This window comes from Kitasatospora sp. NPDC056181 (assembly GCF_042266225.1).
Taxonomy (GTDB): domain Bacteria; phylum Actinomycetota; class Actinomycetes; order Streptomycetales; family Streptomycetaceae; genus Kitasatospora.
The window spans coordinates 1-18866 of record NZ_JBHJUK010000155.1 but is presented as its reverse complement, the minus strand read 5'-3'; the positions used below and the strand labels follow the sequence as shown (position 1 = coordinate 18866).

The 18866-nt window shown below is 75.4% G+C and carries 15 protein-coding genes and 3 tRNA genes; 12 read left to right on the top strand and 6 right to left on the bottom strand.

Going from position 1 to position 18866, the window contains the following annotated elements; translation table 11 throughout:
- Positions 1-210 precede the first annotated feature (210 nt).
- The 3 genes from ACFC1F_RS36680 to ACFC1F_RS36670 all read left to right on the top strand — a co-directional run bounded on the left by ACFC1F_RS36680 (position 211) and on the right by ACFC1F_RS36670 (position 2120).
- A tRNA-His gene (locus ACFC1F_RS36680) sits at positions 211-286 on the top strand.
- Between the two features lie 188 nt (positions 287-474).
- Positions 475-921 carry a DUF4442 domain-containing protein gene (locus ACFC1F_RS36675; RefSeq protein ID WP_209415857.1) on the top strand — a complete coding sequence of 149 codons (447 nt, stop codon included), beginning with the start codon at positions 475-477 and terminating at the stop codon, positions 919-921.
- 248 nt (positions 922-1169) lie between these two features.
- Positions 1170-2120 (top strand): hypothetical protein, encoded by a 951-nt coding sequence (locus ACFC1F_RS36670; protein WP_376165081.1) that lies wholly within the window; start codon positions 1170-1172, stop codon positions 2118-2120.
- A gap of 141 nt (positions 2121-2261) precedes the next feature.
- Here ACFC1F_RS36670 and ACFC1F_RS36665 read toward each other — a convergent pair whose 3' ends face one another.
- The 3 genes from ACFC1F_RS36665 to ACFC1F_RS36655 form a co-directional block, all read right to left on the bottom strand.
- Entirely contained in the window at positions 2262-2723 is a 462-nt protein-coding gene (locus tag ACFC1F_RS36665) for a GNAT family N-acetyltransferase (RefSeq protein WP_376165079.1), read from the bottom strand.
- Between the two features lie 215 nt (positions 2724-2938).
- Complete coding sequence (locus ACFC1F_RS36660; protein WP_376165077.1) at positions 2939-3868, bottom strand: spermidine synthase; 930 nt, start codon at positions 3866-3868, stop codon at positions 2939-2941.
- 77 nt (positions 3869-3945) lie between these two features.
- On the bottom strand, positions 3946-4467 hold the full coding sequence (locus ACFC1F_RS36655; RefSeq protein WP_376165075.1) for a hypothetical protein: 522 nt from the start codon (positions 4465-4467) through the stop codon (positions 3946-3948).
- Between the two features lie 670 nt (positions 4468-5137).
- Between ACFC1F_RS36655 and ACFC1F_RS36650 the strand changes: the two genes are divergently transcribed.
- Positions 5138-6799: a tetratricopeptide repeat protein gene (locus ACFC1F_RS36650; RefSeq protein ID WP_376165073.1), complete on the top strand. Its 1662-nt coding sequence runs from the start codon at positions 5138-5140 to the stop codon at positions 6797-6799.
- Between the two features lie 150 nt (positions 6800-6949).
- On the opposite strand, the gene ACFC1F_RS36645 is transcribed toward ACFC1F_RS36650, so the two are convergent.
- On the bottom strand, positions 6950-7600 hold the full coding sequence (locus ACFC1F_RS36645) for a histidine phosphatase family protein (protein WP_376165071.1): 651 nt from the start codon (positions 7598-7600) through the stop codon (positions 6950-6952).
- A 380-nt stretch (positions 7601-7980) separates the two neighbouring features.
- On the opposite strand from ACFC1F_RS36645, the gene ACFC1F_RS36640 reads away from it, so the two are divergent.
- The 6 genes from ACFC1F_RS36640 (at position 7981) to ACFC1F_RS36615 (ending at position 13964) form a co-directional block, all read left to right on the top strand.
- Positions 7981-9336 carry a hypothetical protein gene (locus ACFC1F_RS36640; RefSeq protein WP_376165069.1) on the top strand — a complete coding sequence of 452 codons (1356 nt, stop codon included), beginning with the start codon at positions 7981-7983 and terminating at the stop codon, positions 9334-9336.
- Entirely contained in the window at positions 9333-10994 is a 1662-nt protein-coding gene (locus ACFC1F_RS36635; RefSeq protein ID WP_376165067.1) for a hypothetical protein, read from the top strand. The genes ACFC1F_RS36640 and ACFC1F_RS36635 overlap by 4 nt, the downstream gene beginning before the upstream one ends.
- An 8-nt stretch (positions 10995-11002) precedes the next feature.
- Positions 11003-12352 (top strand): AAA domain-containing protein, encoded by a 1350-nt coding sequence (locus tag ACFC1F_RS36630; protein WP_209415864.1) that lies wholly within the window; start codon positions 11003-11005, stop codon positions 12350-12352.
- Between the two features lie 334 nt (positions 12353-12686).
- Entirely contained in the window at positions 12687-13097 is a 411-nt protein-coding gene (locus tag ACFC1F_RS36625) for a hypothetical protein (RefSeq protein ID WP_376165065.1), read from the top strand.
- A gap of 73 nt (positions 13098-13170) precedes the next feature.
- Positions 13171-13782 carry a bifunctional DNA primase/polymerase gene (locus tag ACFC1F_RS36620; RefSeq protein ID WP_376165083.1) on the top strand — a complete coding sequence of 204 codons (612 nt, stop codon included), beginning with the start codon at positions 13171-13173 and terminating at the stop codon, positions 13780-13782.
- Positions 13783-13890: 108 nt separating this feature from the next.
- Positions 13891-13964 (top strand) — tRNA-Lys (locus ACFC1F_RS36615).
- A gap of 146 nt (positions 13965-14110) precedes the next feature.
- Here the strand turns inward: ACFC1F_RS36615 and pgi are convergent.
- Together pgi and ACFC1F_RS36605 are read right to left on the bottom strand one after the other, a co-directional pair.
- A complete protein-coding gene (gene pgi / locus ACFC1F_RS36610) occupies positions 14111-15772 on the bottom strand; it encodes a glucose-6-phosphate isomerase (RefSeq protein ID WP_376165063.1) in 1662 nt (553 codons plus the stop codon).
- Positions 15773-16028: 256 nt separating this feature from the next.
- Positions 16029-17612, bottom strand: a complete 1584-nt coding sequence (locus tag ACFC1F_RS36605; protein ID WP_376165061.1) for a Na+/H+ antiporter — start codon at positions 17610-17612, stop codon at positions 16029-16031.
- 187 nt (positions 17613-17799) lie between these two features.
- Between ACFC1F_RS36605 and ACFC1F_RS36600 the strand changes: the two genes are divergently transcribed.
- Together ACFC1F_RS36600 and ACFC1F_RS36595 are read left to right on the top strand one after the other, a co-directional pair.
- Positions 17800-18708, top strand: coding sequence for an NADP-dependent oxidoreductase (locus tag ACFC1F_RS36600; protein ID WP_376165059.1), 909 nt, complete (start codon positions 17800-17802; stop codon positions 18706-18708).
- A gap of 71 nt (positions 18709-18779) precedes the next feature.
- Positions 18780-18853, top strand: a tRNA-Lys gene (locus tag ACFC1F_RS36595).
- The last annotated feature ends 13 nt before the right edge of the window (positions 18854-18866 follow it).

Genomic DNA, 18866 nt, shown 5'->3' with positions numbered 1-18866 from the left:
CCCGGGCGCGCGATCGCGGAGACTTCCCTGGCGCGGAGGGAGTCACCCCCCCCCCGCCCCCCCGCCGCCCCCGTACCGCGGCGGCGGGAGGGCCGGGGAACGGGCCGGCGAACGCCCGGGGGAAACCCTGGCGCGAGCACCCTCTCGGATCCTGTAGAGTTCTTCCTGTCGGAACGGGAACGCGAAGAGCGGGAACGGACCGGACAGATGGTGGGTGTAGCTCAGTTGGTAGAGCACCTGGTTGTGGTCCAGGTGGCCGCGGGTTCGAGTCCCGTCACTCACCCCAGAGCCTGAGGGGCCGATCTCTTCAAGAGATCGGCCCCTCAGGCGTTTTCGCGTTCCCCGCCCCCTTCCGTACGTCTCCTTCCGCGCATCCCGTTCCGGGCGGTTCCCCGGCGGTCCCGCGACATTCCTCCGCAAGAGATCTGCCGACGGGTCTGCCCCCAGAAGCTACTTGCCAGTAACATAGCTGCCATGACCACACCTTCGATCGGCCAGCTGCTCGACTCGACCGTGCCGATGGCACGCACCCTCAAGCTGGAGTACCTGGAGACGACGCCGGAGCGCGCCGTCCTCCGGCTGCCCGACCAGCCGGAGTACCACAACCACGTCGGCGGGCCGCACGCCGGAGCGATGTTCACGCTCGCCGAGTCCGCGAGCGGTTGCATCGTCCTGGGTGCCTTCAGCGACCAGCTCTCGCGGGCCGTGCCGCTCGCGGTCAGCGCCGAGATCGCGTACAAGAAGCTGGCCATGGGCGCCGTCACCGCCACCGCCGTGCTGGGCCGCCCGGCCTCGGAGATCGTCGCGGAGCTCGACAAGGGCGAGCGGCCGGAGTTCCCCGTCACCGTCGAGATCACCCGCGCCGACGGCGCTGTGACCGGCGTCATGACCGTCATCTGGACCCTGCGCCCCAACTCCTGACCGACTCCGGCTCCTGACCGTCCGCGGGGAAACCGGTCGCCGCGGCGCGCGACCGGTGGATCCATGACCCGCGATGATGACTGTCCGTGACGGCGACCGTGACCTCACGGCCCGTCCGCTCGTTCTCGATCCACGTGCGAGCCAATCACGCGAGCAAGGCCCCGGTTCCCGCCCGACGCGCCGTCGGCGGTGCACGGCGCCCGGGCGGCCGGTGGCTGCCCGGGCCGCGTGCCGTCGCGGCGGGCGGGGTGCTCCTCGCACAACTCTGGGGGCTCGGTGCACTGGGCGTACCCGCCCACGCGGCGGCCTCGCCACTGCCGGAGCCGGTGAGCCACACCGCGGGCCGGACGCCGGGCGGCGGCCGGGCCGGTCCCGGGACCGGCGAGGGACAGGGCAGCAAGGGGCGGGGCAGCGACGGGCGGGCCGTCGACGGACGGATCCGCGACGGGGAGTCAGCCGGGCGCGTCGCCGCAGCGGGCCGGGATGCCGACGGCGCGGCCGCACCGGGCCGGGCGGCACCCGAAGGGCAACCACCCTCCCCCGGCCTGGCCGCGCCCGGTCCGACGGCCTCCGATCCTGCGGCGCCCGGTCAGGCCTCCTCGCCGGGGCCGCTCGGTGAGCCCGCCGGCACGGCCGGCTCCGTCCCCTCCCCTGCGCCGGGCCCGGAGGCCGCGAGCGCGCCGGTCGGCAGCGTGCTCCAGGACCGGATCAGAGCGGGTGACCTGCCGCTGCCGGGCCAGCGGGCCTCCGTCCCCGACGCGTTCGCGATCGCCGCCGGCCTGCTCGGGACCGCCCCCGCACAGGCCCGCACCACGGCGGCGCGCGTCTCCCCGGACGGCGGCGACGGCTCTGCAGAAGCATCGGCGGCAGTCGGCCACTCAGGTTCCGCCGACTCACGGACCGCCACGCCCAACGCCGGGCAGCACACTCCGGCCACGCCACCGCCCGCGCCCGGGAACAGCGGGCGGCAGGAGCAGACCGCCGGACGGCCCGGCCCCGGCGGCGCGGGGAACGCCCGCACCACCGCGCCGGAGCGTTCCGCACCGCACGAGGACCTCGCACTGACCGGCGCCCTCGCAGCTCCGGCCGGCCACGGTCTCGCGGGCACCGGCACGGCCGTCCTCGCGCCGATCGCCGCGGGGCTGCTGCTGACCGGCGCCGCGATGTGCAAGCACCGGGGACTGCCGCGCGGGCACTGAGGCGGCCGTCCGCCACTCGGCCCGGATCGCCACCTCGCCGCCGCCCCCGCCGCACGCCGCCCCACCGCCACCGCCACCGCCACCGCCACCGCACGCCACCACCGCACGCCCGAGCGCCGGCGGCCGGTCCGCGTCGGGGACTCAGGCGGTCGCGGCGATCTCCAGGGCGAGCAGCGGCAGTTCGCGGCCGGGTATCGACCCGGACGGGCTGGTGCCGATCCTGGTGGCACCCATCGCGAGGTAGAACGGCTCGGCGTTCGGGTCCGCGTCGAGGGTGAGCCGGCGGAAGCCGAGTGCCGCGGCCTGCGCCCGCAGGTGCGCGACCAGGCTGCGGCCGACACCCCGGCCGATGGTGTCGGGCTCCACGAAGAGCATGCCCAACTCGCCCTCCGGGGGCTTCCCGACGAGGGTGACGAAGCCCAGTACCCGACCGTCGGCCTCGGCCACCGCCGTCCGGCGCGGCTCGATCCCGGCGGGATCGAGGGTCAGTTCCTCCCGGCAGGCCTCCAGGAACGCCTCGTCGTAGCCCCAGTACGCCTTGGAGCGCAGGGCGAGCTCGCTGAGCTGCTCCGCCTCGTCCGGCCGGGCCGGTCTGATCCGCATACCCTCGCTCCTCCCGTCCAACCCCCGCCGTCCGCATTCCGGACAGGCGCGCCCATTCTCGGCGGGCGGCCGCCGTTCGCCAAGCGGTTAACCGGGACGGACGGCGGGCGCCCGTGCGACCTGGGACTTCCCGCCGGGCACGGGCCGGCGGGTGGGCGGCGGCCCGGAGCGGGGCCGCCCGGGCGAGGCCCGCTCGGACAGGGCTCGGTCGGGGCTCAGCTGAAGGCCCCCGGCGGCGGGGCCGGGGAGGGTGCCGCGGTGGCGTCCGTGGCCGGGGCGGCGCCGGCGGCGAAGTCGACCAGGGCACGGCCGTGTTCGACCCGGCCGAGGGCGGCGTCGGAGGCCACCTTGCGGCCCAGTTCGGCGAGCGGGAGCGGGGCGTGCGCGGCGGCCAGGATCAGGTTGCCGAAGCGCTTGCCCCGCAGCACCGCCGGGTCGGCGACCAGGCAGAGTTCGGGGAACACCGCTCCGAGGGTGGCGATCTGCGAGCGGGCGAACGGCAGCGCCGAGCCGTCGGCGATGTTCACCGCGTACCAGCCGCCGGGGGCCAGGGCCTTGGCGGCCAGCGTCGTGAACTCGACGGTCGTGCAGTGGGCGGGCACCCGGGCCCCGGAGAAGACGTCGGCGATCACCAGGTCGACGGTGCCCTCGGGGGTCCGCTCCAGGACGCTGCGGGCGTCCGAGCCGCGCACCTTGATCTGCCAGCCGCGCTCCAGCGGGAGTTCGGTGCGGACGAGTTCGGTGAGCGCGGTGTCGATCTCGGCGACCTGCTGGCGGGACCGCGGGCGGGTGGCCGCGACGTAACGGGCCAGCGTGAGGGCGCCGCCGCCGAGGTGCAGGACGGTCAGCGGACGGCCGGGCGGGGCGACCAGGTCGATCAGGTGGCCGAGCCGGCGCTGGTACTCGAAGCCCAGGTGGGTCGGGTCGGCGAGGTCGACCATGGACTGCGGGGCGCCGTCGACCAGCAGCGACCAGGCCGCGGGACGGTCGCGGTCGGGGCGCAGTTCGGCAAGCCCGGAACCGACGGGACGGGTGAGCGGGCCCTGGGCGTGCGTCCGGCCGCCGGGGCCGGTGGCCGCCGGCTGTGGCTCCGTCGCCGTACGGCCCTTGTCGGCGCTTCGGCCGGCCCTGCTGCTTCGTCCCATACCGGCCATTATCGCCGGGTCGGCGGACGGCTCCGCAGCTCAGCGGGGTGGCGGCGGGCGGGACCGGGCCGATGGTCTCAGAACGGGCCGAGGCCGCCCGCGGTCAGTGTGCAGGCGGCCTCGCAGAGGGCCGAGCGCAGAACCCAGGCGTCGGTGGGGCGGACGCAGCGGTCGGCGCCGGCCGGGGGCATCACCCAGCGCGGATCGGTGGCGGGCGGGATCAGGGCACCCGCCGTACAGGAGCTGCCGGGAAGGTGCCACGTCTCCGAGGTGCCGGCGGGGACGAGGAAGGAGACGGTGCTGCCGCTGCGGCTCTGCAGCACCGCACCGCAGGCCCGGCGCAGCCGCAGGATGTCGACCGCCTCCAGGCCGTGCCGCAGGGCGACCGTCACGGTGTCGCAGCCGGTACCGACCGCGCCGTCGGCGTCCGGGGCCAGGCGGCGGAACGGCCCGCTGCCGCCGCACGGGACGCGACCGCCCTCGACGGGCCCTCGACCCGGACCGCGGTCGTCGGCCGGTTCGGGCGACAGGGCGGGGACGGCGCCGGCGAGCACCCCTCCGGCGACCAGGCGGTGGTACTGCGGTACTCCGGTGGCCATCACGGGCCCTCCTGTCACCTCGTCCGATCGGAAGCGCCACCGCCCGGCGGGTGGGGGGCCGCCGCTGCGAACGGCGGGGCCTGGGCGGAGACCGGGGCTTCCACGTATCAGGACAACGCCGGGGAGCCGCTCCAGGCCACGGGGCGCCTTACAGCAAGGCATGGCATTTCATGGCAGATCCCGGCAACAACGTCTGGTTTGCCCGCAATTGACAGGAGATCAGCCACCAACTCGCTGTGCCTGATCGGTGACTCCCGGTACTGTCGGTTGCGAGCCCGGTGGTCCATCCGGCCCCACCGGGCCCACCCGCACCCCGAGCCGGACCAACCAGCCCCGTACACCAGCCGGCCCCACAGCAACCAGCCCCCCGGCCGGCCCCCGACCCACCGGCGCCGACCCACCGGCCCGACCGGACCGGACCACCCCGCCCCCGACCGAACCCCGGCAACACCCTGACGCGGACCCCCGAGGCGGATCCCCCGGGCGGACCGCGAAGGCGGGTCGGCCCACCCGATCCGCCGAGCCCCGACCCCACCCCGGAGCGGGTCGGCCGGTCCACCCACCCCGCGCAGGATCGACCCTGACACAACCGCCCCGGCACGACCGCCTCGGCACGACCGCCCCGGCACAACCACCCCGGCACGCCCCCAGCACGACCACGGAGCGCATCATGGCAGCCACCCCACCGGCCGAGCCGAACCGCCCGTCACCCAACACCGTGATGCGCGCCCTGCGCGGCGACCGTTCGCCGGGCGAGTTCGCCATGGCCGTGCGCCGGGCCGCCCGCGAGATCGGCGAGCACGTCTCCTGCGACGCCCGCTACGTCGGGCGGGTCGAGTCCGGTGAGATCCGCTGTCCCAACTACGCGTACGAGAGGGTCTTCCGGCACATGTGGCCGGACCGCTCACTGACCGAACTCGGGTTCTCCCCCCGCACCGCCGTCCGCCGCCGCTCAGCGGACGGCGGCGGGGGGCCCGTGCCACCCCCGCTCCACCCGCCGTTCCCGCCCCTGCCCGCCCCGCGCTCTCCGCTCTCCACCCAACTCCCGTACGCTGCCTCGCCGTACGCGGAAGCAACCCCACCGGACGGGCCCTTGCCGCCGAGGCCCGCGGAGCCACCCCGGGGGCCCGCTGGACCGCACCATCTCGACGAGGAGAACGACGACGTGCGTCGCCGTACGTTCCTGGCCGGCGGCTCCGCCGCGCTGGCCACCGTGATCGGCATCGACCAGCCGGCCGAAGCCGCCACCGCCCGACCCGCCCGCGCCGCATCCGGCCCGGCCGCACCCGCCGCCGGCAGGACCGCCGCGGGTGCGTTCATCCCGGCCCAACCGCGCTCCGGGGCGGCCCGGTTCGACCCCGCCCCCACGCTGTTCGACCCCGGGTCCGCCCTCGTGCCCGGCAGGCCCGGGCCGGTCCCGCCGCCGCGCAGGGTCGGCGCGGCCGAGGTGCTCGGCGTCGAACAGGCCGTCCGGGAGATCCGGCTGGCCGACGACGCCCACGGGGCCGACGCCCTGTACGAACGGGCCGGGCAGTCGCTGCGCACCGCGTACGTGCTGCTCAACGAGGGCGACTACAGCGCCGAGACCGAGCGGAGGCTCCAGGCCGGCGCCGGCGAACTGGCCATCTCGGTCGGCTGGTTGGCGCACGACTCGAACCGGATGGCGGACGCCCGGTCGCTCTACGCCGAGGCCCTGGCCACCGCCCGGATGGCGGGCGACGCCGCCCTGGAGGCACACGTCTTCTGCAACAGCGCCTTCCTCGCCCGGGACGCCGGCCGACCGCGCGAGGCGCTGCGTGCCGCCCAGGCCGGGCAGGCCGCCGCCCGGAGCCTGGACTCCGACCGGCTGCTCTCGCTGCTCGCCATGCGCGAGGCCGGCGGCTGGGCGCTGCTGCAGGACCGGTCCGCCTGCGACCGGGCGCTCGCGCGCGCGTACCGGCTGTTCGACCGCGGCCCCTCCGAGGCCGACCCGGAGTGGATGTCCTTCTTCGGTGAGGCCGAGATCGCCGGGCTGCAGTCCCAGTGCTGGTCCGCCCTCGGCGACTGGGACCGCGCCAGCGAGCAGGCCGGGCTGGCCATAAGGCTCCAGAAACCGCACTTCGTCCGCAACCGCGTGCTGTACACCGCCGAGCTCGCCCACGACCGGCTCGGCCGGGGGGACTTGGCCGGTGCGGCCCACCACGGCACGGCCGCCGTGGCGTTGTTCGGCGAGGTCCGCTCCGCGCGGATCAGGAGCATGCTGGCCGACACCGCCGACCGGCTGCGCCCCCACCGGGGCGTCACGGAGGTCGGCCGGTTCCTGGCCGACTACGACCTGGCGTCGGCCGCCTGAGCCGGGACACCGCGGCCGGAACGGCTGAGCCGGGACACCCGGGTCAGGTCGGCCCGCCGGCCGGTGCACCCGCCACCCGAAACGCCCTCGGGCCCTCCCGGCGAGTCGTCGGGAGGGCCCGAGGGCGTCGGTCGTACGGCCGGTCGGGCCTCAGTGCTTCAGGCCCTCCAGGTGGCCGAGGTCGTTCCAGACCTCGACCGCCGGGGCGCCGTACTCCCAGGAGAGCACGCAGAGCGCGGCCGTTCCGAGCTTGAACCGCTGCGCGTACTCGGGCGGGAGGCCGAGCCAGCGGGCGGTCAGGATGCGCAGCAGGTGGCCGTGGGCGAAGAGCACCACGTCGCGGTCGGCGCAGTGCATGACGGTGGTGTCCTGTGCGGGCACCCCGTGCTCGTCGTTGAGGTCGGCGAGGAAGGAGTCCACCCGGGCGGCGACGTCGGAGAGCTTCTCTCCGCCGGGCACGCCGTCCCGCCAGATCAGCCAGCCGGGGTGGTCGGTGGCGCGGATGTCGGGGCCGGTCCGGCCCTCGTACTGGCCGTAGTCCCACTCCAGCAGTTCGGGGCGGTCGACGGCGCGGTCGCCGAGGCCCGCCAGGGCGCAGGTCTCCTTGGCGCGGTCGAGCGGGCTGGTGTAGACGAGGGCGTCCGGCAGGCCGTTCCAGGGCGCCTTGGCGAGGCGGGCGCCGAGGGCCCGGGCCATCGCACGGCCCTCCTCGGTCAGCGGGATGTCGGTCCGGCCGGTGTGACGGCCGGTGGCGGACCACTCGGTCTCGCCGTGGCGGACCAGGACGATTCGGGCGGGCATGGGAGGCTCCTCGCGGCGGGGCGGCGGCAACGGTCGGTCTCACCATTGAGCACCGGGGCTCCATGATCCCTCACTCCTCCGCCGCCCACGATCCCGGGCCGGGCACCCCCGTGCCACCGCGGCGGACACCGTCCCCGGCGCCCGGCCCCACGCCCAACACCGACCGCCGGCACCGACCACCGGCACCGACCCCGGCTTCGGCGCGGACGCACGCCCTGCCCCCGGCCCCCGCTCCGCCCGTCTCCCGGTACCGCCCGAATCGACCCGCAAGGCCGCGGTTGCCCACGGTTCGACCCGCAAGGCCGCGGATCGCCCGGGCCGGACCGGATCGCCCGGGCCGGACCGGATTGTCGGACCCGGATGCGACACTGGGCCGCACCATGAACGTCTCGACGAACGTCCCGCCTCGCGGGCCCTCTGAGCCGCTCGCCCAGCGGCTCGCCGAGCTTCGCGGTCCTGCGCCGCAGCGCAGCCTGACCGCCCGCGCCCTCGCCGCGCTCGCCGCCAATCCGGGCTGTCAGCGCCGCGCGGTGCTCGACGCCGCCGGGGTCGACAAGTCGGCCCTGGCCGCCCGGCTCGGCCGGCCCGCGCCGTTCGGGCAGTCGCCCTTCGCCATCGCGCGCGGCGTGATCTTCGAGTCCCGGTTGAAGGAGGACGGCTACGCGGCCCTGCTGGAGCCGCTCCGCCGCCACCTCGGCCTCCCCGTGGAGGGCGGCGCCCCGCTCACCGTGCCCGACCTGCTGCGCCGCTCCGGCCCGGCCGTCCGGGCCGAGCGGACGACGGCCGCACTGGCCGAGGCGGCCGCCGACCCGGAGGCCTGGACGCTGCTGGACCACCCGCTGCTGCGGCTCGACGTGGCCGGGAGCACCGCCTACCTGGAGCCGGACGCCGTGGTGGTGCACGGCGGGCGGTGCACCGTGGTCGAGATCAAGTCCTTCCCGGTGCTGGACGGCAGCGCGGACCCGGCCAAGGTCGGCGCCGCCGCCCGTCAGGCCGCCGTCTACGTGCTGGCGCTCCAGGAGACGGCGGCCGGCCTGGCCGGCCGCCCGGTGGACCCGGACCCCTACACCGAACAGCGGCTGCCGGGCAGTCCGCGGCTGAGCGTGCTGCTCGTCTGCCCCAAGGACTTCAGCAACCGGCCGACCGCCGTCCCCGTGGACGTCCGGCGCGAGCTGGCCACCACCCGCCGCCAGCTGAGCCGGATGACCGGCATCGGCCGCCTGCTGGACGCGCTGCCACCGGGGGTCGGCTTCGACCTCGCGCCCGGCGAGGACGGTGTGCCCGCCCGCTCCGGCCAGGAGCTGGCCGCGTCGGTCGAGGCGGTCCCCGCCGCCTACAGCCCGGACTGCCTGTCCGCCTGCGAGCTGGGCTTCCACTGCCGGTCCGAGGCCCGCTGCGGCGACCGGGTGGAGCAGCTCGGCCGGGGCGTGCGCGGCGAGCTGGGCACCATCCGGACGGTGACCGCGGCGCTGGCCGCCGCCGAGGGCGCCCAGGACCCCGGGAGGACCGGGACCGCCGCGGCCAGCGCCAAGGCCGCCGGCGCCGAGACCCGCAGCACCGAAGCCGACGAGGCCGTCGAATCCGGCGCCGGCGACCCGACCCACGAGACCGAGGACGCCGGCGAGGACACCACCGGGGCCGGCGAGGCCGCCGCCCGGCTGGCCTACGCCGCCGCGCTCCGCGCCGAGGCACTGGGCCGCACCGTTGCACCGACCGCCCCGGGGGCCGCCGGATGAGCCTGCTCGGCACCCTCGCCCGGCTGGAGGCCGTCCGCAGCGGCCGGGCCGAGCCGCTGGCCACCGTCCGCCACCGGCACCTCTCCGAGCGCCCGATGGTGGTGGTCCCGCTGACCGCCGCCGGCGAGGCCGGCGCGCCGCTGGCCGTGATGCTCGGCACCGACCGCTCCGCGCCCCGCCTGCACTTCGTCCCGCAGCCGCTCAACCGCACGCTGCGCTTCGACTACCTGGCCGAGGTCGCCGCCGACCTGCTGCCCTACCTGGAGTCCTTCGCCGACGGGGTGGAGCAGATCGAGGGCTCCGAGAAGGACTCCGAGACCGGCGAGAAGACCGTGGTCCTGCGCGAGCTGTGCACGGACGCGCCGCAGCTGATCGTGCCGAACGGCGCGGGCGTGCACCACCTCTCCCTGATCGGCCGGTCCACCCGGTTCCGCCGCACCGTCGAGGACGACGAGCCGGGCCCGTACCCGGCGCCGGCCAGGGTGCCGTTGCTCGGCCGCTGGCTGACCCACCTCACCGACCGGGCCCAGGTGCCCGGCACCAGCCTGCTGCTGCCGATGACCGGGCTGCTCGCCCGGCACTGGGCGACCGGCCAGAGCCACCTGGAGGACCAGCACCTGGCCGCCCGGCTGGCCTGGCACGCGCCGCCGCCGGGCCTGTCCGGCGCCGAGGCCGCCGAGCTGGCCGAGTCCGCGCGCGACGACCGCGGGCAGCTGCTCCACCCGCCGGCCGGTCCGGCCACCGACCCGCGCTTCGACGAGCTGGTGCTCGGCCCGGCGATCGCCCGGTACGACGCCGCCGCCGCGACCCTGCTGCACGGCACCGGGGGGCACGGCGCCGAGGAGCAGGACGACGCGACGGCCGAACAGGCCCGGGCCGCCGTCCGGACCGCCGTCGGGCAGCTGCGCACGGTGCTGGAACAGGTGCTGCTGCCCACCTGGCACGACGTCTGGACGGGCCTGGACCTGCTGCGTACGCTGCCGCCCGCCGGGCACCTGGAGGAACGCTGGACCGGCGACCGCTGGTCCTACACCGGCCACCGGGACCGGCTGGCGGCCGGCGAGCCGCCGCAGCCCCGGCAGGACGACGCCGTGACGGCGGCCCGGAAGCTGGCGCAGCGCGAGCGCGAGCAGGCCCGGCTGGACGTGCAGGAGGCGCTGGACGACCCGTTGGCGATGGCCGAGCACCGGCTGGCCGGCGAGGCGTTCTCGGGCGTGGTGACGGAGGTCGTGCCGGACTACGACACCTCGGGCCGCTCCCCCAAGCCGCGCCCGCTGGTGACGGTCGGCACCACCGACCGGCCGCACGCCGACCTCGGCCGGGAGGCGCACCGCGTCCACGGCCCGAGCGCGCAGAAGGCGCGGATCGTCGCCGTCGACCCGGCTGCGGGCACCATCACGCTGCGGGTGCTCTCCGGCATGGGCCGGAAGAAGGAGCCCGAGCCGGGGAGCCTGCCCGAGCCGGGCGAGCGGGTCACCTTCACGCTCTTCGAGCTGACGGTCCGCCAGTCCGCCCCGCTGCCCGAGCCGGACGACACCCCGTGGACGCACGGCGGCCCGCCCGGCAGCGCCGCACCCGCCGTCGCACCCACGGCCTCCGGAGCGTCCGCCGCCGCGGCGTCCGCCACCGCGTCCGCAGCCTTCGAGGAGTGGGAGTGACCCGGCAGATGAGCAGCGAGCAGGACCCCGGCGCGGCCGCCGACGCGGCGGTGGCCCGGATCCTGGAGGCCACCGTCCGCCCGGCCGTCGGCGCTCCGCGCGGCGTGGTGGTGGACTCCCCGCCCGGGGCCGGCAAGTCGACCCTGGTGGTGCGCGCCGCCCGGGAGCTGGTCGGGGCGGGCGAGCGGCTGATGATCGTCGCCCAGACCAACGGCCAGGTCGACGACCTGGTCGACCGACTGGCCGAGAAGGCACCGGACCTGACGATCGGCCGGCTGCACGCGGCCGACTCCCGCCCGGGGCCCGAGGTGCTGCGCCACGCCAATGTGACGCCCTCGGACAAGGTGGCGGACCTCGCCGAGCTCGACGTGGTGATCTCGACCGCCGCGAAGTGGCAGTGGGTGAAGGCCGAGGCGCCGTGGCGGCACGCGATCGTCGACGAGGCGTACCAGATGCGCTCGGACGCGCTGCTCGCGGTGGCCCGGCTGTTCGAGCGGGCCCTGTTCGTCGGGGACCCCGGCCAGCTGGACCCGTTCACGGTGGTCGGCACCGAGCAGTGGGCGGGCCTGTCGTACGACCCGTCGAGCAGTGCGGTGGTGACGCTGCTGGCGCACAACCCCCAGATCGAGCCGCACCGGCTGCCGGTCTCCTGGCGGCTGCCGGCCACTGCGGCGCCGCTGATCTCCGGCGCGTTCTACCCGTACACGCCGTTCCGCTCCGGCACCGGGCCCGGGGAGCGGCGGCTCACCGCCGCGGTGCGGCCGGACGGCACGGCCCTGGACGCGGCGATCGACCGGGCCGCCGAGCACGGCTGGGCGCTGCTGGAGCTGCCGGCCAGGCACACCGTCCGGACCGATCCGCAGGCCGTGGCGGCGGTGGCCGCCACCGTCCGGCGGCTGCTGGAGCGGGGGCTCACGGCCCACTCCGAGCAGGGGTCCGCACCGCTCACCCCCGGCCGGATCGCGGTCGGCACCGCCCACCGGGACCAGGCGGCGGCCGTCCGGGCGGCGCTGGTCAAGGCCGGGGTCCCGGTCGACCCGACCGCCGGGCCGGCCGTGACGGTGGACACCGCCAACCGGCTCCAGGGGCGCGAGTACGACGTCACGGTGGTGCTGCACCCGCTGTCCGGGCGGCCGGACGCGACCGCGTTCCACCTGGAGACCGGCCGGCTCTGCGTGCTCGCCTCCCGCCACCGGCACGCCTGCATCGTGGTGGCCCGGGCCGGGATCGCCGAGCTGCTGGACGAGCATCCGTCCACCGAGCCGGTGCAGTTGGGAGTCTCGGTCAAGTTCCCCGACGGCTGGGAGGCCAACCACCAGGTGCTGCACCACCTCGCCGGGCACCGCGTCCGGCTGTGAGACGGACGGACGGGAGGGCGGACGGTCGGGCGGTCCGGCGGATGGCCGGACGGTCGGTCGGACCCGCCGAGTCGGGGCGGAGGCCGTCCTCCGCCGCGGCCGGCCCCGGCGGAGCCGCAACAGCCCCGCCTGCGCCCGAGCCGCCACCGGGAGTAGCCGGTGGCGGGCCGGCGCGGGGAGCACAGCCCGGGCGCGCACCCCGGGAATAGCGCCCGGACTTGCACCGTTCCGTTACCGGCCATCGCCGCGAGACAATGGACGACGGCCACGACCGGGCGACGCCGTTCCCGGCGGCCGTCGTCCGCCCCCATCGAGCACCCGGAGGTGTCCGTCCATGCCCGACTCCCACGCCCAGGCTTCCGACCCGAGCGGCGCGCCTGCGCCGGCCGGTCCGGGCGGCGCAGGCGCCGGTGAGGCGTCCGCCCCGCGACGGCGGCCCGTGCAGCTCCTGTTCGAGCCGCAGGCCGCCGAGCCGGAGTCGGAGCGCTTCTTCGATCTGGAGTCGATCGACGACCCGGCGGAGCTGCTGCGCCGCTCCACCGAGCTGGCCCTGGCGTTCCGCGCGGCGGCCGAGCGGGCCACCGACTTCCAGGCGGTCGCCGCCGCACAACTGGCGGACACCCGCCGGTTCGACGCGCTCTCGGACTCCGAGATCGCGGAGCGGGCGGACTGGACCCCGGACTACGCGGCCAAGATGATCGAGTACGGCCGCGGTCTGCTCCAGCCCCGCCGCCACGACGACTGACGGCCGCCGCTGCACGGCGGCAACTGCGCCATTGGCATATGCGCCGGGGAAGGGTACGCCGCTCCCCGCCGCACTGTCCGGCAAACAGCTCTTTCCCTCCCGGCCACGCACCCGACGCTCCACGCTGCTCTCTGTGGACATCTGGACGTATCAGTCGGTGGAGTACGTCACCGTGGCCGGGGAGGCCTGGCTGGCCTCCGCCAGTGAGTACCCGCGCAGTATGCGCGCCCTGTGGGAGTCACGCCCGTGGGCGCCCTCGGTGCTGCCCTGCGGGCGCGCCTTCGACGTGATCAGCATGCCGTCGCTGTTCGGCCGCCGGGTGCTGGACGAGCTGTGGGCCTCCGGGCCGGGCTGCGGGCCGGTCGCCGCCTACCGGGGGCGCACGCTGCTCTTCGTCCAGCCCGGCACCGCCGCCCGGCTGCGCCGGCTGCTGGCCTGGGAGGAGTGGGCCCGGGACGTCCCGCCGCTGCTCTGCCACGGGCGCGGCGACGCGGTGACCGTTCCGCCCGTGCAGCGGATGGTGAACAGCCCGGACTCCCCCGGGCTGGGCGCCGGCCGGTGGATCGTCGCGCCGGAGAGCCGGGAGCCGTGGCTGCCGGGCGCCTCGGTGGTGCTCTGGGCCTGCGTCCGGGCCACCCGCGAGCCGGCCGCCCGGGCCGAGCCGGCGGCCCTGCCCACCGGCTGAGCACCGGCTGAGCCCGACCGAGCCGCCGGGAGGGGCGGTCCGCCCGGGGTGCGGATATTCGATTTTGGCCGGGCCGTGCCCCACTGCTAAAGTCTTCTCTGTCAGCAGGCGCCGCTAGCTCAGTTGGTTAGAGCAGCTGACTCTTAATCAGCGGGTCCGGGGTTCGAGTCCCTGGCGGCGCACAGACAGCCGGAAGGCCCCTTGCGAAAGCGAGGGGCCTTCCGGCGTTTGGCAGGAGCACAGGAGCACAGGAGCGCAGGGGCACCGGAACGGCAGGGCCGCCCGCCGAAGCGGACGGCCCCACCGGGACCGGACCCTGCCGGAGCCCTCAGCGGCCGCGCAGCGAGCGGTAGCGGGCGACCAGCTCCGCGGTGGAGCTGTCCAGCGCGTCGGCGCCCTCGCCGGTCAGCAGCACCGGCTCGATCCGCTTGGCGAGCACCTTGCCGAGCTCGACGCCCCACTGGTCGAAGGAGTCGATGTTCCAGATCGCGCCCTGGACGAACACCTTGTGCTCGTAGAGCGCGACCAGCTGGCCGAGCACCGACGGGGTCAGCCGGCCGGCCAGGATGGTGGTGGTCGGGTGGTTGCCCTTGAAGGTCTTGTGCGGGACGAGCTCGGCCGGCACGCCCTCCGCCGCGACCTCCTCCGGGGTCTTGCCGAAGGCCAGCGCCTGGGTCTGGGCGAAGAAGTTGGCCAGCAGCAGGTCGTGCTGGGCGACCAGGCCGGGCAGCAGGTCGGCGACCGGCTCGGCGAAGCCGATGAAGTCGGCCGGGATGACCTTGGTCCCCTGGTGCAGCAGCTGGTAGTAGGCGTGCTGGCCGTTGGTGCCGGGGGTGCCCCAGACCACCGGGCCGGTCTGCCAGCCCACCGGGTTGCCGTCCCGGTCCACCGACTTGCCGTTGGACTCCATGTCCAGCTGCTGGAGGTAGGCGGTGAACTTCGACAGGTAGTGCGAGTAGGGCAGCACGGCGTGCGCCTGGGCGTCGAAGAACGCGCCGTACCAGACCCCGAGCAGGCCGAGCAGCAGCGGGACGTTCTCCTCGGGCGGCGCGGTGCGGAAGTGCTCGTCGACCAGGTGGAAGCCGTCCAGCATCTCGCGGAACGCGTCCGGACCGATGGCGATCATCAGCGAGAGGCCGATCGCCGAGTCGTAGGAGTAGCGGCCGCCCACCCAGTCCCAGAACTCGAACATGTTGGCGGTGTCGATGCCGAAGTCGGCGACGCCCTCGGCGTTGGTGGAGAGCGCGACGAAGTGCCTGGCCACCGCCTCGACGCCGGCGTCCAGGCCGGTGAGCAGCCAGTCGCGGGCCGACACGGCGTTGGTGATCGTCTCGATCGTGGTGAAGGTCTTGGAGGCGACGATGAACAGCGTCTCGGCCGGGTCCAGGTCGCGGACGGCCTCGTGCAGGTCGGCGCCGTCCACGTTGGAGACGAAGCGGACGTCGAGGTCGCGGTCGGTGTAGGAGCGGAGGACCTCGTAGGCCATGGCGGGGCCGAGGTCGGAGCCGCCGATGCCGATGTTGACGACCGCCCTGATCCGCTTGCCGGTGTGGCCGCGCCACTCCCCGCTGCGGACCTGCCCGGCGAAGGCCGCCATCTTGTCGAGCACGGCGTGCACGGCGGGCACGACGTTCTCGCCGTCGACCTCGATGACGGCGCCGCGCGGGGCGCGCAGCGCGGTGTGCAGGACGGCGCGCTGCTCGGTGGTGTTGATCTTCTCGCCGCGGAACATGGCGTCCCGCAGCGCGGCGACGCCGGTGGCCTCGGCGAGCTCGCGCAGCAGGGTCAGCGTCTCGTCCGTGACCAGCTGCTTGGCGTAGTCGACGTGCAGGTCGCCGACCTGGAGGGTGTAGCGGCGGCCGCGCTCCGGGTCGGCGGCGAACAGCTCGCGCAGGTGCGTCTCGCCCAGCTCCGCGCGGTGCTTGCCGAGGGCGGCCCACTGCGGGGTGCGGTCCAGCGGGGTACGGGCGCCGGCACGGGTCTCCGACATCGGTTGCTCCTCGATTCATCTGGGTGCAGATACCGGCAGGGCCAGGCGGGAGGGTTTCGCGAGGTCGTGCGGGTACTGGTGGTGCGCCGACATCGTTGACGGCCTTGCCCGGGGCCAGCCTATGCAACGCCGGGACCGCCCGCGCACATTCCGTTCGTCGACGCTCCACCGCCGCGCGCCGACGTCGCCGCCGGACGCCCGGCCGACACCTCCCCGACACCGCCGCCACACCGTGCCGTCGTTTCCGGACGTCCCGTCACTTCCGTTCGGAGCGGAGGTCGAGCCCGCGCAGCACCTGGTCGACCAGCTCGGGGTCGGCTCCGATCTCGCTGCGGGCGGCCAGCACCTCGCGCCGGGAGGCGGCGATCATCTCCTGCTCGACGGCGTACGCGGCACGCCACCTGATGAGCCTCAGCTTCGCCTCGGCGGCGTCCTCCTCGGCGTACTTCTCCGGGCAGAGCCGGGCCAGCCGGTCGTGCTGACGGTCCCGCAGCCGGTCGGCGACCTCGGCGGGCAGCTTGTCCTGCTCCTCCAGCTCGCCGAGCCGGGTGAGGCCGGCCTTGGCGGCCCGCCACCAGAGCTGGCGCACCGCCTGTTCGTGCCGGTCGTGGTCGATGTCCAGGTGCAGCCGCTTGGCCAGCCAGGGCAGGGTGAGGCCCTGGACCAACAGGGTGAACAGGACGACGCTGAAGGCGATGAAGACCAGCCGGCCGCGTTCGGGGAAGGCCGCACCGGAGTCGACGGTGAGCGGAATGGCCAGGGCGAGGGCGACGGTCGCGACGCCGCGCATCCCGGACCACCAGAGCACCACGCTCTCCTGCCAGCTGATCGGGATGTCCTCCTCGGTCCCGCCGCGCAGCTTCTTGGTGAGCCAGCCGGCCGGCAGCAGCCAGAGGAGCCGGACCAGGACGACGACGGCGATCACCACGGCGGCGTCGCCGAGCATGCTGGTCCAGCCGTTGCCGGCCTCCTTGAGGACGGTGGCCAGCTCCAGGCCGATCAGGCCGAAGGCGACGCCGGTGATCAGGATCTCGACGATCTCCCAGAAGGCGTTGCCGACCAGCCGGTACGAGACGGCGTCGGCGTCGGCGGCCCGCTCGGCGAGGTAGAGCCCGCAGACCACGACGGCGAGCACCCCGGATCCGTGGATCTCCTCGGCCAGGCCGTAGGCGGCGAACGGCACCAACAGGTTGAGCGCGACCTGCTGGGTGGGGTCCTCCAGGAGGGAGGCGAGCTTGGCGTTGGTCCAGCCGAGGGCGACGCCGATGACCACGGCGAGGACGGCCGAGAGCACGAAGCGGACGACCGCGTGGCCGGCCGAGAAGTCGCCGCCGACCACCGCGTCGATGGCCAGCGAGTAGATGACGATCGCGGTGACGTCGTTGAACAGGCCCTCGCTCTCCAGGACCGCCACCAGTCGGCGCGGCAGGCCGACGCTGCCGGCCACCGCGACGGCGGCGACCGGGTCGGGCGGGGAGACCAGCGCGCCGACCGCGACGGCGGCGGCGACCGGGAGCGCGGGCAGCAGCCAGTGCACGGCGCCGGCCACCGCGGCCGTGGTGACCACGACGAGGGCGACGGCGAGCAGCAGGATGGAGCGGATGTTGGCCCGGAAGTAGCGGACCGAGGAGCGCCGGGCGACGGCGAAGATCAGCGGCGGCAGGACCAGCGGGAGGATCAGCGCGGGGTCGATGGCGATGTCCGGGATCTGCGGCACGATCGCCATGACGATGCCGAGCAGCGTCATCAGCACCGGTTGCGGTACGCCGGTCCTCCGCGCGAGCGGCATGGTCACCACGGAGGCGAGCAGCACCAGGAAGAGCAGGGGCAGCTGACCCACGGGGGTTCCTCTCGGCGACGGACGAGCAGGGCGACCCCGGCCGTGCGGCCCGGGCCGCCGTCCAGGATAAATCTGACAATGCACCCAACTGCCGCAACACGCCGAACGGGGTTGACTTCAACCGCACTTCAAGTCTGATCATCGGAGGAGCGCATCCGAGGGTCTGACAGAGAGGCAGGAACTCCGCATGAAGGCAGTGACCGTCCCCCGCTTCGGCGGCCCCGAGGTACTCCGGGTGACCGAGGTGCCCACCCCCTCCGCCGGACCGGGCGAGGTCCGGGTCCGGGTCTACGCGGCCGGGGTGCAGCCTGCCGACCTCGCCGTCCGGGAGGGCTGGTCGCCCCCGGGGGTGCGGGTCGAGCTGCCGGTGGTGCCGGGCAACGAGTTCGCCGGGGTGGTCGACCAGCTCGGGGCGGGCAGCTTCGGCTGGGAGGTCGGCGACGAGGTCCTGGGCTTCCGGCTGCTGCAGAGCTACGCGGACCACGTCACGGTGGACTCCTCCCACCTGGTCGCCAAGCCGGCCGCGATGCCCTGGGAACAGGCGGGCTCGCTCTCGGCCTCCGGGCAGACCGCGCACATCGGGCTCAGCGAGCTGAAGGTCGGACCGGGCGAGACCGTGCTGGTGCACGGCGCCTCCGGCGGGGTCGGAACGGTCGCCGTCCAGCTGGCCCGCGCCTGGGGCGCCACGGTGATCGGCACCGCGAGCGAGCGCAACCACGCCTACCTGCGCGAGCTGGGGGCGATCCCGGTCACGTACGGCGAGGGGCTCGCCGCGCGGGTGCGGGCGGTGGCGCCGCAGGGCGTGGACGCCGCCTTCGACGCGGCCGGGCGCGGGGCGCTGGAGGCCTCCGTCGAGCTGGTCGCCGACCGGGACCGGATCGGCACCGTCGTCGACTACGCCACGGCCGAGCGGCTCGGGCTCCGCACGCTGCGGGGGCAGCGGACGGCGGCCCGGCTGGGCGAGCTGGTCGAGCTCTGGGAGGCGGGCGGGCTGCGGCTGGAGATCGCCGACACCTTCCCGCTGGAGCGGGCCGCGGAGGCGCACCGGCTGGTCGGCACCGGGCACGTCCGGGGGAAGGTCGTCCTCACCCCGTGAGGGCGCGGGGGCCGGGCGGGCCCGATTGGAAGTTTCGGCTGCTGACCAGGTAATGTTCTCCACGTCAGCAGGCGCCGCTAGCTCAGTTGGTTAGAGCAGCTGACTCTTAATCAGCGGGTCCGGGGTTCGAGTCCCTGGCGGCGCACAGACAGCCGGAA